This window comes from Enterocloster sp. 210928-DFI.2.20 (assembly GCF_020554465.1).
GTDB classification, from domain to species: domain Bacteria; phylum Bacillota; class Clostridia; order Lachnospirales; family Lachnospiraceae; genus Enterocloster; species Enterocloster bolteae.
Genome location: NZ_JAJCHK010000030.1, coordinates 1 through 15428 on the forward strand (window position 1 = coordinate 1; position 15428 = coordinate 15428).

12 protein-coding genes are annotated in these 15428 nt (G+C 49.2%); 7 read left to right on the forward strand and 5 right to left on the reverse strand.

The window, feature by feature from the left end; genetic code table 11:
* Positions 1–237: 237 nt before the first annotated feature.
* The 7 genes from LI015_RS21315 (at position 238) to LI015_RS21345 (ending at position 10907) form a co-directional block, all read left to right on the forward strand.
* Positions 238–2013, forward strand: coding sequence for an ABC transporter ATP-binding protein (locus LI015_RS21315; RefSeq protein ID WP_002571215.1), 1776 nt, complete (start codon positions 238–240; stop codon positions 2011–2013).
* Positions 2014–2028: 15 nt separating this feature from the next.
* On the forward strand, positions 2029–2898 hold the full coding sequence (locus LI015_RS21320; RefSeq protein WP_117626342.1) for a DegV family protein: 870 nt from the start codon (positions 2029–2031) through the stop codon (positions 2896–2898).
* Entirely contained in the window at positions 2899–4368 is a 1470-nt protein-coding gene (locus LI015_RS21325) for a sensor histidine kinase (RefSeq protein ID WP_002569441.1), read from the forward strand.
* Positions 4365–5381, forward strand: a complete 1017-nt coding sequence (locus LI015_RS21330) for a GerMN domain-containing protein (RefSeq protein ID WP_227126339.1) — start codon at positions 4365–4367, stop codon at positions 5379–5381. Before LI015_RS21325 ends, LI015_RS21330 begins: the two co-directional genes overlap by 4 nt.
* A gap of 22 nt (positions 5382–5403) precedes the next feature.
* Positions 5404–7956 carry a DNA internalization-related competence protein ComEC/Rec2 gene (locus tag LI015_RS21335; RefSeq protein WP_227126341.1) on the forward strand — a complete coding sequence of 851 codons (2553 nt, stop codon included), beginning with the start codon at positions 5404–5406 and terminating at the stop codon, positions 7954–7956.
* Positions 7957–8029: 73 nt separating this feature from the next.
* A complete protein-coding gene (locus LI015_RS21340; protein WP_227126343.1) occupies positions 8030–9466 on the forward strand; it encodes a PTS transporter subunit EIIC in 1437 nt (478 codons plus the stop codon).
* A gap of 16 nt (positions 9467–9482) precedes the next feature.
* The gene (locus LI015_RS21345; protein WP_002569437.1) at positions 9483–10907 is read left to right on the forward strand and encodes a glycoside hydrolase family 1 protein; all 1425 of its coding nucleotides are present in this window, start codon (positions 9483–9485) and stop codon (positions 10905–10907) included.
* Between the two features lie 28 nt (positions 10908–10935).
* Here LI015_RS21345 and LI015_RS21350 read toward each other — a convergent pair whose 3' ends face one another.
* From LI015_RS21350 to LI015_RS21370, 5 genes are all read right to left on the reverse strand, one after another.
* Entirely contained in the window at positions 10936–11394 is a 459-nt protein-coding gene (locus LI015_RS21350; protein WP_227126345.1) for a low molecular weight protein-tyrosine-phosphatase, read from the reverse strand.
* A gap of 185 nt (positions 11395–11579) precedes the next feature.
* Positions 11580–12779, reverse strand: coding sequence for a site-specific integrase (locus LI015_RS21355; RefSeq protein ID WP_227126347.1), 1200 nt, complete (start codon positions 12777–12779; stop codon positions 11580–11582).
* A gap of 111 nt (positions 12780–12890) precedes the next feature.
* Positions 12891–13124 carry an excisionase gene (locus tag LI015_RS21360; protein WP_227126349.1) on the reverse strand — a complete coding sequence of 78 codons (234 nt, stop codon included), beginning with the start codon at positions 13122–13124 and terminating at the stop codon, positions 12891–12893.
* Between the two features lie 308 nt (positions 13125–13432).
* Positions 13433–14770, reverse strand: a complete 1338-nt coding sequence (locus tag LI015_RS21365; RefSeq protein WP_227126362.1) for a virulence-associated E family protein — start codon at positions 14768–14770, stop codon at positions 13433–13435.
* Positions 14739–15383, reverse strand: a complete 645-nt coding sequence (locus LI015_RS21370; RefSeq protein ID WP_227126351.1) for a CHC2 zinc finger domain-containing protein — start codon at positions 15381–15383, stop codon at positions 14739–14741. Before LI015_RS21370 ends, LI015_RS21365 begins: the two co-directional genes overlap by 32 nt.
* Between the last annotated feature and the right edge of the window lie 45 nt (positions 15384–15428).

Sequence of the window (15428 nt, forward strand, 5' to 3'; positions counted from 1 at the left end):
AGAACTATTTCAGGCTCCCGTTTTCCCAAAATATTTTGCCAAAAATGTTGAGAATATTTGCCAAAAATGTTGGGCGCGCACACTTTCAAGTTACGGTTTTAAAGTTATGAAATATCCCTTCCATTTTTATGGGAAATAGGATAAAATGGAAGTTGGTGCCCTCAAAGGCCGTAGAAGTCTCTGATGGCCTGTTTTGTATAATTTTAATTGATATAACATATGATAGGAGTTTGAATTGTGTCTGGAAAAAAAGGTATGAAAACGAAGAAGCTTTTGGAAAGCTTCCTTCCATATTATGGAAGATATAAGAAGATTCTGATATTTGATTTATTCTGTGCGGCTCTGACTACATTGGGAGAACTGATTCTTCCTCTGATGCTGCGCTATATCACAAACCAGGGGATGCAGAATCTGGCATCCATGACAGCCGGAATTGTAATCAGAATCGGCGGTCTGTACCTGCTTCTGCGGATTATTGACTCCCTGGCAGCCTATTACATGGCCTATACAGGGCATGTGATGGGTGTATACATTGAAACAGATATGCGCCAGGACGCCTTTGAGCATTTGCAAATGCTGTCAGACAGTTATTACAGCAACACAAAGGTTGGACAGATCATGTCACGTATCACCAGTGATTTGTTTGACGTGACGGAATTTGCCCACCACTGTCCGGAGGAGTTCTTCATAGCAGCCCTAAAAACCGTGGTCTCCTTCATCATCCTGTCAGGCATCAATCTGGAACTGACCCTGCTCATATTTGTGCTGGTGCCGGTTATGATTATTTCCTGTACCTGGTTTAACATGAAGGTGAAGGAGGCATTCCGCAGGCAGAGAAACCAGATTGGCGAGCTCAATGCCCAGATTGAGGACACCCTGCTGGGCAACCGTGTGGTCAGGGCCTTTGCCAATGAGCCGGTGGAGATTGCCAAGTTCGGCAAGGGCAACCGGGATTTCATGGATATTAAGAAGTATACCTACCGCTACATGGCGGCTTTTCAGATTACCACCAGGTCCTTTGACGGACTGATGTATGTGGTGGTGATTGTGGCAGGAGGCATTTTCATGATTCAGGGCAAGGTGGAGCCGGGAGATTTGGTGGCCTATACCATGTATGTAACCACCCTTCTTACCACTATACGCAGAATCATAGAGTTTGCGGAGCAGTTCCAGCGTGGAATCACCGGTATCGAACGTTTCCAGGAAATCATGGATGTGGTGCCGGATATCAAGGACAGCAAAAATGCAAAGAAGATGGAGCATGTAAAGGGAGCCATTTCCTTTGACCACGTAAGTTTTGAGTATCCGGATGACCATGTGCCGGTACTGGAGGACATAAACATCACCGTAAGGCCAGGGGAGAGGATTGCCCTGGTAGGTCCCTCCGGCGGCGGTAAGACCACCATGTGCAACCTTCTGCCCAGGTTTTATGATACCACCTCAGGCAGCATTGCCATAGACGGGCAGGATATAAAGAACGTTACACTGCAGAGCCTTCGTTCCAACATCGGCGTGGTACAGCAGGACGTTTACCTGTTCTCAGGTTCTGTCTATGAGAATATCAGCTACGGGCGTCCGGGAGCCACCAGGGAAGAAGTTATGGAAGCTGCCAAACTGGCAGGCGCCCATGAGTTTATCACTGAGCTGCAGGACGGATATGATACGTATGTGGGTGAGCGGGGGGTCAAGCTGTCAGGAGGACAGAAGCAGCGTATCAGCATTGCCCGTGTATTCCTGAAGAACCCGGCCATTCTTATTCTGGATGAGGCTACATCGGCTCTTGACAATGAGAGTGAATACCTGGTATCCCAGTCATTGGAGAAGCTGGCAGTGGGCCGTACCACTCTTACTATTGCCCACCGCCTGACCACCATCCAGGGTGCGGACCGCATACTTGTGCTGGCAGGCAATAAGATTGTGGAAGAGGGGAATCATGAACAGCTGCTGGAGAAGAAGGGAATGTATTACCAGTTATATACAACTGCAAACAGGCTGAACCAGGGGATTGCATAAAGGAGAACATTTAATATGAAAATAGCTATTGTTGCGGACAGCAACAGCGGAGTAACGCAGGATGAGGCAAAGGAGCTGGGCATATATGTGCTTCCCATGCCTTTCATGATAGACGGGCAGGTTTTTTATGAGGGAATTGATTTAAGCCATGAAGATTTTTACGCAAGGATGGAGGAAGGGGCTGAAATCACCACATCCCAGCCATCGCCTAAAGACGTGACGGAACAGTGGGAACAGCTTCTGGAGGACCATGATCAGGTGGTGTACATTCCCATGTCCAGCGGACTCAGCGGTTCCTGCCAGACGGCTCTTATGCTGGCGGAAGATTATGAGGGGCGCGTTCAGGTGGTGAACAACCAGAGGATTTCTGTTACCCAGAGACAGTCTGCCCTGGACGCCAGGGATTTGGCAGAGCGGGGATGGAGCGGTGAGCAGATAAAGGAAAAGCTTGAGACAACCAGGTTTGACAGCTCCATTTATATCACGGTGGATACCCTTAAATATCTGAAAAAGGGGGGCAGGATTACACCTGCTGCGGCAGCGCTGGGGACATTGCTCAAAATAAAGCCGGTGCTCACCATCCAGGGAGAAAAGCTGGATGCGTTTGCAAAGGCAAGGACCATGAAGCAGGCCAAGACCATCATGCTGACTGCCCTGGCCCATGACCTGGAGGATCGTCTGGCAGATCCGAAGGCAGAACACACCTATCTGCAGATTGCCCATACATGCAGTGAGCAGGCAGCCCAGGAGCTGGAAGAGACTGTAAGGGAGTTGTATCCCGGGGTTCCCGTGTTTGGGGCTCCCCTGTCCCTCAGCATTGGATGCCATATCGGCCCTGGCGCCCTGGCAGTCGCCTGTACCAGGAAATTAAAGGAGCTGGAATAAGTGTCGGAAAAGAAATTTGTTAAGAAGCTGCGTACCTTCGGCATGAGCATGAAGGTACCGCTGACAGCCATCATCATAGGCGCTGCCCTGATTCCTCTCTTTCTGGAGGCCGGCATTATGCTGGGAACATTCCGGCAGAGCCAGCTGGACGCCAGGTTTATAGAGATACAGAACCAGTGTGTTATACTCAGCAATAAGATGACCCGGTCCGGCTATATGACGGCCGAGAAAAAGAACAATGCCAGCCTGGACAGCCAGATGCAGACCCTGTCTGATGTCTATAACGGAAGAATTGTCATTGTGGGAAGCAATTTCCGGGTGGTGACAGATACCTTTAATCTGGCCACGGGAAAGTATTATTTATCAGAAGAAGTCATCAAGTGTTTCAAGGGTGAGAACAGCAGCCATTACAACAAGGATATGCAGTATTTTGCCCAGACCATTCCCGTGTATGACACGGCGGACGCAAAAGCTGTGAGCGGAGTCATTGTGGTTACCGCATCCACGGAGAACATTCTGTCCCTGACAGATAAGGTTATGGGAAAGTCCCATCTGTTTCTGGTGTGTATGGTTCTTCTTATCAGTGTTTTGGGGGTGGCGGCGGCCCATTTGCTGCTGCGTCCTTTTAAGAAGCTTCAGATGTCCTTTGACAGGGTGGCCCAGGGAGATTTGGATGCGGACATCACAGAGGAGACTTACAGGGAGACCAGGCTCCTGTCCCAGTCAGTCCAGAAGTCCCTGAGCAAGCTCAAGGCTGTAGACCAGTCGCGCCAGGAGTTTGTCTCCAATGTGTCCCATGAGCTGAAAACGCCCATCACCTCTATCCGTGTGCTGGCTGATTCCCTGATGGGGATGGAAGACGTGCCGGTGGAGCTGTACCGGGAGTTTATGACGGATATTTCGGATGAGATTGACCGGGAGAACCAGATCATAGAGGATTTGCTGATGCTGGTCAAAATGGATAAGACAGCCGAGGACCAGATGAACATAGAGCAGGTGAATATCAACGGGGAACTGGAGCTGATTTTAAAACGTCTGCGTCCCATTGCCAAACGTGGAAATGTGGAACTGATCCTGGAGAGCATCCGGGAAGTGACAGCGGATGTGGATAAGGTAAAGATATCCCTGGCAATCACCAATCTGGTGGAAAATGCCATCAAATACAACCGGGATTCAGGTATGGTTCGCGTGACCCTGGATGCAGATCACAAATATTTCTACATCAAGGTGGCTGACACCGGTATCGGGATACCGGAGGACGCGCTGGAACATATATTCGAGCGGTTTTTCCGGGTGGATAAGGCCCGCTCCAGGGAAGTGGGCGGCACCGGGCTGGGACTGGCTATCGCGAAAAATGTCATTCAGATGCACCATGGTATCATAGATGTGGAGAGTACGGTGGGAGAGGGAACCACCTTCAGCGTGAGGATACCCCTTAACTATGTACCGAGACAGGAGGCAAAGCCATGAGCAGAAATACCGCGAGCAGACATACTGTGAGCAGAAATACCGTGAGCAGACATGTCATGAGCAGACATACCATGGGAATACATGCGGTGAAAAGGCTGATACTGCCTTTGATGGCGGTTGTATTCCTGCTGTCGGGCTGCGGAGAGGGGGAAAGCCCTGTCTCCAATCCTGCCGAGGGCAGATATCTGATTTATTATCTGAATGCGTCCATCACCAAGCTGGTTCCCCAGGAGTACGAGACGGAAACAAAGGATAAGGGGGAGCTGGTGAATGAACTGATGGACCAGTTCCTGAATGTGCCAAAGGATTTGGACTGCCAGCCCGGCCTGACGGACCGGGTAACCTACCAGGGGAGCCGCCAGGAGGAACAGGTGCTGTATCTGTACTTCGACATGAATTACACAGCCATGAAGGCGGAACGGGAGATTCTCTGCCGGGCAGCCCTCACCAGGACCCTGACGCAGATTGAGGGAATTGACTATATCAATATTTACTGCGGTGACCAGCCTCTGATGGACCGGCAGGGAAATCCGGTGGGAATGCTGTCGGCCACTGATTTTATCATGAATACCAGCAATGTAAATGCCTACGAAAAGACGGAGCTGACCCTGTATTTTGCCGATGAGACAGGCAACCGCCTGGTGCCGGAGAAACGGGAGGTAGTCCACAACATCAATACCTCCCTGGAACAGCTGGTAGTAGAGCAGCTCATTGCAGGACCGGGACAGGAGGGGCATAATCCCACGCTTCCGCCAGACTGCAAGATACTGAGCCTGTCAGTGACAGATAATGTATGCTATATCAACTTTGATTCCGCCTTTGCCAATACAACTCTGGCAGTGAATGAGTATATCCCGATCTATTCCATTGTGGATTCTCTTTCAGAGATGACAACGGTGACAAAGGTGCAGATTATGATCAACGGCTCCCAGGATGTGATGTTCCGGGATGTGGTGTCCTTAAATACCACCTTTGAGAGAAGCCAGAATTATATTGACGGAAAGAATGAATAGACGAAAGGAAATTTAACTGAATATGAAGAGACCGCTGGTTGTACTGGCAGCAGGTTACGTACTTGGAGAGGTGCTGGCCCTGCAGGTTAAGACGGCGGTGGACTTAGGTGTTCTGGCGTGGCTGTGTGCAGCTGCGGCAGGAATCCTATGGCTTTTGGATACAGGGAGGGGAGTACTGCGCCCTTCTGCTCCAAGAGAGAAGATGCAGGGCAGGAGCAACCGGAAACATAGAGTGCTTCTGCTCTTTTTGGTATGTCTACTGTCTGGTTCGTCTGTGGGAATGACAAGAGGACAGCAGGAAAAAGGGATTCTGGACCATGAGGAGTCCGTGGCCCGGACCATGGCCGGCGTCCGGATATTGGTAAGAGGAGTAATTAAAAAGGCAGAACAAAAGGAAAATACGATTACCCTTATGCTGGAGGAGGTGACGGCCGAGGCAGGTAAAAGGTCTGTGAAGTTCAGGAGGATGGTGGTGTATGCGGAGAACAGGACAACGGAGAAAGATGATTCTGACTTAGGGGAAGAGCTGGCTGTGGGGGTAAAAGTACAGGTGAGAGGCAAGCTGGCTCCGGTGGAAGGGCCGGGAAATCCCGGAGAATTTGATTTCAGGACCTATTACCGAACAAAGGGAACTGCATGCAGGCTGTACGGGGAGAACCTGGCAGTGGCGGGAGGAGAGGCAATCCCTTATTACAAGGGAATCGCAGAGTTTCGGATGCAATGTGCCGGTGTACTTGAAAAGATATGCATGCCGGAGGATGTGGCTGTATTTAAAGCCGTGCTTCTGGGAGATACATCTGATATGAATCCGGAGATGCGGGATATGTACCAGCGCAACGGAATTTCACATCTTCTGGCTGTCAGCGGACAGCATCTGGCTATTATCGGCGGAGGGATCTATCTGATGATTCGTCGGGCCGGAGCCGGATATGGCAAGGCCGGGATGATATCAGCTGTTCTTGTTATCAGCTATGGAATAATGACAGGCAGTTCCGGTTCCGCCATAAGGGCAGTTATCATGATAGTATGCCTGTGGCTGGCGGCGGTTAAAGGAAGAAGCTACGACACCCTGTCGGCGTTGGGAGCGGCAGCCTTAATTCTTCTGTACAGACAGCCCTATCTGCTGTACCACAGCGGATTTGAATTGTCCTTTGGGGCAGTTCTGGCGATCAGCGGATTGGGAGGATGGGTGCAGTCATTCCTTGAATTGGAGCGGGCGTGGGAAAAGACGCTTCTTATCAGCTTGAGCGTACAAATCGTACTTACGCCCATTGTGCTGTACCACTATTTTCAGCATCCGCTTTACGGCATTTTTTTAAATCTTTTGGTTATACCTCTTGTTTCTATCTTAATGTATTCGGGTATTCTGGGGATTGTACTGGGAAGCTTCTGGATTCAGGGAGGAGTGGCAGCAGTGGGGGCCGGACATTATATTTTGAGGTTTTATGAGCTGCTGTGCAAATTTGCGGAAGGGCTGCCCGGATACAGTCTGGTGCTGGGGCGTCCGTCGCCGGGCAGTCTGGTAATGTATTTTGGCATACACGGAATGGGAACAGCAGTTGTGCTGTTTTGTATCAGGGGCCGGAGTGCCTTTATTCGGGCAAAATCTCCTGCAAGGTGTAACGCTTATCTGGCAGAAAGGGATTTACAAACACGCATATCTTCCATCAGTTGTAAATCCATGATGTTAATGTATTTTTTTGGAATTTATGCCCTTAGTTTTGCGGCTTTGGTCCCGCGTCCCGTAAAAGGACTGGAGGTTGTCTGTATGGATGTGGGACAAGGGGACGGCCTGCTGCTCAGGTCTGGTAAGAGGGCGGTGCTCATAGATGGAGGCAGCAGCAGCCAGAAAAAACTGGGGAATATTGTGCTGGAGCCTTATTTAAAAAGCCAGGGAATATCGTGGATTGATTACGCGGTGGTAAGTCATGGAGACAGCGACCATATAAACGGTCTTATATACCTGCTGGAGGAGTCAGAGGACATAAGAATAGGTACCCTGGTGCTGCCAGTGATGGGAAAGGGGGAGGAGGTATATGAAAATCTGGCTGCACTGGCCAGGAGAGAAGGGGCAGCTGTGGTTTATATGAAAACCGGAGACTGGGTGGAAACTGGGGAGCTGACGCTTACCTGTCTGTATGCCGGTGAAGATTTTGGCGGGAAGGACCGTAACAGCCACTCTCTGGTTTTGTGCGGGGATTATAAGGGATTTCATATGTTGTTTACAGGAGATATGGGGGAAGAACAGGAGAGCAGTCTGGTCAGACTGGCAGAACAGGAGGGGGCCCTGCAGGATATACATTTGAATCATGTACAGATACTGAAAACAGCCCATCATGGTTCCAGGACATCTTCATCGGGGGTATTTCTGGACCGATTGAGGATTCAATTAGCTGTGGTTTCCTATGGAAAGGAAAATTCTTATGGTCATCCGTCGCCGGAGACAATGGAGCGTTTCAGGAGGCAGGGGATTGTGGTTCTGGAAACCGGAAAAAAGGGAGCCATAACACTTAAAACAGACGGCACATCGCTGCGGGTCCATGCATTTCTGGAGGAAAAATCTCGTCAGAATTAGCTGGATGAAATACGCTTCTGACAGCCATATTATAAATATGGAAGAGATTGTGGAATCTTGGAAGGAGCAGGGGATGAATTATCAAGAAACAGCTAACGAGATTTTGTCTCACATAGGCGGGGCAGAGAATATCAGGGAGATGACACACTGTTTTACCAGACTTCGGTTTGAATTAAGGGATCCGGAAAAGGCAGAGCGCGGTAAGATAGAGCGGATAGAAGGTGTGATAGCAGTTGTGGAAAGCAGCGGCCAGTTCCAGGTTGTCATGGGGACAAAGGTAGGCCGGATATATGACCTGCTGAAGGAAATGACCGGTACAGAAAGAAAAGCGGGTGAAAAAAGAGAAAAGGTTTATCATAGGGACAGTAAGGACAGAGAGAAAAACACACCGGGAAATCATTTGGGAAACAGAATGATTCAGACGGTTTCCTCCATGTTTACGCCTATGGTACCTGCCATTGCTGCATCTGGCCTTTTGAAAGGATTCCTGACCATAGCCAGGATGCTGGCATCCAATCAGGGCATTGATATTACAGGGAACCATACCTACGTAATCCTGCTGGCTGCCACGGATGCGATTTTCTATTTTATGCCAATCATCCTAGCCTATACCAGCGCCAGGGTGTTTGGGGCCAATGAATTTGTGGCCATGGCTCTGGGGGGAACCATGTGTTACCCTTCTGTTCTCAGTCTTATGGCGGGAGAGGAGCGTATCCGTATGCTGGGAGTGGCATTGACCAGGGCCAATTACACATCATCAGTCATTCCTATTATAATAGGTGTGTTTATCCTGGCTTATGTACAGCGGTTTCTGGAGCGGGTGATACCGGAGGTCCTGAAAATTATTCTGGTACCGGGGATCTCCCTGCTGGTAATGGTGCCTGCAGTATTTATGGTGTTTGGGCCGGTAGGAATTTATCTGGGAAATATAATTCATTTTATCTACACAGGTCTTATGGGAATAAGCCCTGTTTTGTGCGGCGGTTTCATCGGAGGCATGTGGTGTGTGTTTGTTATTTTTGGAGCCCACAGAGCCTTGGTACCCATTGGAATCCAGGATGTGGCACTGAACGGCCGGCAAAACCTGCTTGCATTTGCAGGGGCTGCGAATTTTTCTCAGGGCGGGGCTGCCCTGGGAGTTATGATGCGGACCAGAAGCAGGGAGCTAAAAGCAGTGGCGGCATCGGCATCAGTGGCAGCCTCTGTCTGCGGCATAACAGAGCCGGCCATCTATGGGTGTAACCTGCGGCTTAAACGTCCTATGATTTACGCGGTTATATGTGGAGCCGCAGGAGGGGCTGTCATGGGGGCGGGAGGCGTGTACGGGGATGCTTTTGCAAATAACGGTATCCTTACACTGGCAACCTATGCTGCTTTTGGAATGAAAAAATTCCTCTTTTATCTAGCCGGTATTGGTATATCATTCTTCGGGTCTGCCATTTTGACAATGCTGCTGGGATTTGAGGATATGGACCAGGAACCAGAGGAAACATCATGGGAAAGGAATTAACTGCAGGAGGGAAACAATGCATCAGAAAACGACAGAATTTCCGGAAGGATTTTTGTGGGGGGCTTCATCATCCGCATTTCAGATTGAAGGGGGATGGAATCTGGGAGGAAAAGGGATGACAGTGGCAGATTTCAATTCCTTTAAACGATCCCATATACAGGCAGATACTAAGGTGGCCAGTGACTTCTATCATCACTGGAAGGAGGATATTGATTACATGGCAGAGCTTGGGCTCAAAATGTACAGGTTCTCCATTGCGTGGGCCAGAATCATACCGGATGGCGATGGAGCTGTCCATGAGGAGGGGATTAAATTCTATGACAGAATCATTGACTGCCTGCTGTCAAGGGGAATCCAGCCCTTTGTCACCCTGTATCATTTTGACCTGCCCTACGCGTTGGCGGAAAAATACAATGGCTGGGAATCACGCCGGTGTGTCCTGGCCTTTGAACGGTATGCCAGGATATGCTTCAGGGCTTTTGGCGACAGGGTTAAATACTGGCAGGTCCACAATGAACAGAACCTGATGGTGCGGGTGGATGAGAGGATGAATATTGATGCCGCGGATAAATGGGAGGCAGACCGGCTCAGGGCTCAGATGGATTATCATATGTTTCTGGCCCATGCCCTGGCCGTAAAGGCATGCCATGAGCTGGTTTCCGGAGGAAAGATAGGCCCGGCCGTGTCGTCCTGCTGTACCTATCCGGAAACACCCCGTCCGGAGGATGTGTGGGCTGCGGCTAACAATGATTGGTTTAAGGCGGAATACTGTCTGGACATGCATCAATATGGCAGATATCCGGGATACTACAGGCGGTATCTTAAAGAGCGTAATATTATGCCGTCCGCGGAGGATGGGGATGAGGAGATACTCAAATGGGGCGCTTCTGATTACATTGCTGTCAACTATTACAGGACACTTTGTGTCAGATATCTTCCGGCAGATGAGATTCATCCTGTGGGGGAACGGTGCTTTCCGGGCAATGAGGTGGATTTTGACCAGTATGGATACTTTTCTCATGTGAAAAATCCTCATCTGGTTTCGACAGAGTATGGGGCGCAGATTGATCCAATGGGCCTTCGGATTGTGTTGAACCGTTATTATCAGAAATACCGGCTTCCCCTTCTCATAACAGAAAATGGTCTGGGAGCAGCCGATATCCTTACTGAAAATGGAAAGGTGCATGACAGTTACAGAATTGACTATCTGAGAAGGCACATCCAGGCATGCAGACAGGCGCTGGATGACGGCGTGGAGCTAATGGGGTATTCGCCCTGGTCCTTTATGGATTTACTCAGTTCCCATGAAGGCTTTAGAAAGCGGTACGGATTTCTGTATGTGGACAGGAACGAGCATGAGACAGGCAGCCTTAAGCGCATAAAAAAAGACAGCTTTCACTGGTACCGCCGTGTCATAGAGACAAACGGGGCAACCATATAAGCTGTCAGTAAGGAAGGCAGAGTAATGTTTAAAGACGCTCTGATATATAATCCAGCAGCGCGGCGCAGCCCTCCGTGACGTCGGACCAGGTGGTGTCGAAGTCACCCGTGTACCAAGGGTCGGCCACATCCCTTCCGGAACCGGTGAATTCCATAAGCTTAAAAATTTTGTGGTCCGGATCACCGCCTGCAATACGCTGCATGTTGCGGATATTCCAGCTGTCCATGCCAATCAGGTAATCAAATGATTTATAATCTGCCTTCGTCATCTGTTTTGCCCGGTGCCCCTCGCAGGGAATGCCGGCCTGCTTTAATTTGGCGCGGGTTCCGTGGTGTACAGGATTACCGATTTCCTCGGTGGAGGTAGCAGCGGAATCTGCCTGAATTATGCCGGACAGGCCTCTTTCCTTTAGCAGGCTGCGGAAATAGTAGAGGGCCATGGGGCTGCGGCAGATGTTGCCGTGGCAAATAAATAGTACTTTAATCATCTTTTTATATCTCCATTTAAGTCCAGTATTTCTTCTCAAACGCTTGATATTTCAGGGTTTTCCGACTTTTGAGTTTTCCTTTATTTTCAAGGTATCTTCTCAAATCTTCTCGTATTTTCTTATGTTTTTCCCTGCAATCTTGGTAAATCCGTTGGTAAAGCAAGCGTCCTTACCAACGGGCTTTTTTAACTATTCGCTATCCGATATACTTCTTCCTTTGCATCATCAAAATTCACATGGGTGTAAGTGTTCAAGGTTACACTGATGTCTGCGTGACCCATGATATACTGCAAGGTTTTCGGATTCATCCCGGATTTTGCCATATTAGAGCAAAAGGTGTGCCTGCATACATGAGGGGTAACTTTCGGCATCTGGATACGGTAAATCCTGTTGTATTTCTGAATGATATGCTCCAGATACTTTTCCCAGTGAAGGGCAACCATCGGCATATCGTTTTTATCCAGAAACAAAAATCCTGCATATCCTTCCACCATCGGTTCAACTTTTGGTGTCTTGCGGTTGGCAATGATTCTGCGAAAACACGCTGCGACAGCTTCCGTCATCGGCACATAGCGGATGCCTTTGTCAGTTTTTGGTTCTTCAATTACATACTGCATCTGTGCAGTACGCTGTAACTGATGGTCTACCTTGATACGCATTTCTCCAAACTCGATTTCTGAAACCGTCAGTCCACAGAACTCTGAGATACGAAGCCCTGTGTGAAAAAGAATATAGATTGCATCATAGTATCTGCTAAAATGTTTATCTTCCTGAATAAACTTCAGCAAATCTCTCTGCTGCTTTCGGGTAATCGCTTCTCTGGTAACAGAATCATTGACAATGACGGATGCAAGCTCAAATTCAAATGGATTTTTACGAAGCAAATCATCGTCTACCGCCATCTGAAATGCTGGTCTGAGGACTCCCCGGATAGAATGAATGGAACTGTATCCCCGCCCATCAATTTGTTGGAGCTTAATCAACCATGTCTTGGCGTCTGACAAACGCACCTTATCAATTCGCAGATTCCCAAAACTCTCTTTTTTCAGCATATTGATGACCGTTTTATATCCGGCAACCGTATTGTGACGAACTCCTGTTTTCAATGAAACATACTTTTCTACCAGTTCCAAAACAGTATAGTTGCCACCGTTGGTTACGATACGGTCAAACAAATCCGCTTCAATCTGTTTTTCTTTCTCACGCAGGGAAGGCTCCCGCTTCTTCCCTTTTGGCATTGGGTCATTCTTGTCCAAACGCCAACTGTATACATTTTTCTCTTTTCCGTCCTCATCAATATAGCGGAACCGATACCTCCCATCTTTACGCTGGTACTCGCCCCCTCGCAAAATCCGATTACGGTTATCTCGTCTTTTCTCACTCATCGTGAACTCTCCTTTCAAAAAAAGAGAGCCAGACTTGCACTCTTATCATAGCACAAATCCAGCTCTCCGCATAGTTATATCATGTGAAATCGGTAAATCTGTCAGCTCTGTTTACACAGCAGTAGCCTGATCCAGATACCTCTCAAATTTCTCACGCTTAATGAGGGCACGATTGCCGTTCATCACATAAAAATCCTCATTGGGATGTGTGTCAATAAGCGTTCTCAATTTTCCTTCGCCGATATGATAATATCTGGCTGCTTCCTCAATGGTAAGCGTATATCTACGCCACACCGGAATATCTGAGTAAATTTTTTCTTTAACATTCATCTTGTTATTTGCCATAGGCAGTTATCCTCCATAATTATCATTATCGCAGCATTCGCCAAATGGATACGCAAGCTTATCCGCTCGGCTCATTGCCTGCGCACATGAAAACAGCCAGACAGAGGGTGTCGGCAACGAAGTCCGGCAACGGGCTTCAAAAGACCTTGCAAACAATCCCAGTCTGGCACTACTTACTATTTATACTTTTCTTTTATTTTTCTGTTGTTTTGGTTGTTGTAAGGGAGAAAAGCCCGCAGTTATGGGATTTTTCCCGGCAACCGGCTCGGCAACGGGATAGCAACAGAGGGTGCAACGGGCTGTCATTTTCAGAATGGAAGCTCCATCTGTTCCGTGACCTCCACAAAACCGTCCATCGTTTTTTCAGACGGGTTGCTTAAGTCCGTTGCCGGGTTTTCACGCTCCCAGCCCTTTTGTCTGCCATATTCGGAAAACATTCTTGGGTTCGGGAAGTACCGCCATCCGGTAATGCACTGGTTCATTATTTCGTTGATTTCCCGGATTTCCCATTGCTTCGGCTCGTCAAAGGCATGGTTTAAGGCTTCCTTGTAGAGCTGCTTGGAACAGACCATGCTCCCGGTGTACTTATCAAGATACGCCTGTATCATCCCGGCTTTGGTGTCCTCCGGCATAAAATCCCGCTGGTGTTCTTTGAGATACCGCTGCATAGCGGGGCTGAAAGCTAACTTGAACCTGCCGCTTCGGTAAATCTCCATCGCTTCCGCCCACACCTGCCCGATATAGGCTCTGGAAGCGGCTTCGTCCTCCAAAATGTGAACCTCGGCTTGCTCCGGGTACACCATGACCGGGATAAAGCGGCGGTTGCCGGAACGGTCAAGGGGCAGGAAGTCAAGGGCATTGGAAGTGCCGCCAAACACGCACTGACGGGGGCGGTCTGCCGGGTGGGTTTCATAGGGTATCTTGTAAACCTCTTTCTGTCGGCTTAAAAACGACTTGATTTCCTCAATGCTCTTGGCGTTGGCGGTTGCCATCATTTCCGACATTTCGATAATCCAGTGACCTTGCAGCTTGCGGTACACATTGTCATCGTCCAGCTTCCGCAAATCATCGGAGAACCACTCGTCCCGGACTGCCAGCAGACGGAAGAAAGTGGACTTGCCAGCCCCCTGACCGCCTACCAGACAGAGCATGATTTCAAACTTGCACCCCGGCTGAAAGGCTCGTGAGATTGCACCCAGCAGGAACAGCTTCAACGCTTCATAGGTGTAATCATCTGCGTCAGCCCCCAGAAAATGCCGCAGGCAGAAACGGATTCGTTCTGTCCCGTCCCACACAAGGGCACTTAAATAGTCCCGGATGGGATGGTACTTGTTTTCATTTGCCACAATCCCGATGGCGTTATCAATCTTTTTCTCATTGGTAAGCCCGTAGGTTTCTTCCAGATAAAGAAGCAGATACTTCATATCCGTATCGTTCAGGGCAGTGTTTTCTCTGTGGAAGCCGATGGGCTTTATGATGTCCTTGCGGTCAGTCAGGATGTTGTATGCGATAGCCCCGGAAAGCAGAGGGTCACACTGGAATACGGTCAGGCAGTTCCGTATGCTCTGACGGACACCGCCTTTCTCGGTGGTTTCCAGCCCCGCCTTGATTTCCTCAATGCTCTGGGGCGGCTGCATGGCGTTCATGGTGTTTTTTAGTTCTTGCTGCGTCTGCGGCTGCAAGCTCTGCCATTCGCTGTTCAAGCTGTATCACATCCTTTCCGTAGTCCGTAATCAAAGCCGCTTTTTCCTCTGTCTCCCCGAACAGCAGCACATCCAGCAGATATTCCACTTGGTCTTGCTTCTGTAAGGCTTCCACAAACCGGGGATGAAAGGCTTCCTCCGGGGAGTGCGGGGCGTAGTCCGTTCTCCATGCCATAAGCAAGTGAAGATAATCGGTAAGAATACGGAAGCAGCGGTTTTTTGCTTCCTGAAACTGTTCCTCCGGGGATTTCTGCCGGGGCTTGGGCTTTTTTGCCTTTCCCGGCGGTTTCCAGTCCTCATAGGAAAGCCCGAAGTCCTGTGCCAGCTGTACGGCGACTTCCTTCTTTCCCATCCCATACAGGGCGGCGGCAAAATCAATCACATCCCCATCCGCACCGCAGCCGAAGCAGTGGTAACGCCGATCCAGCTTCATGCTTGGGGTTTTATCGTTATGGAACGGGCAGCAAGCCATCCCGTTCCGACCTACATGGATTCCATAATGCTCCGCAGCCTGTCTTGTTGTGACGGACTGCTTCACAGCTTCAAATACATTCAAATCTATCCCTCCTTGAAAATAAGAAAAGCACCTGACATTCTCTGC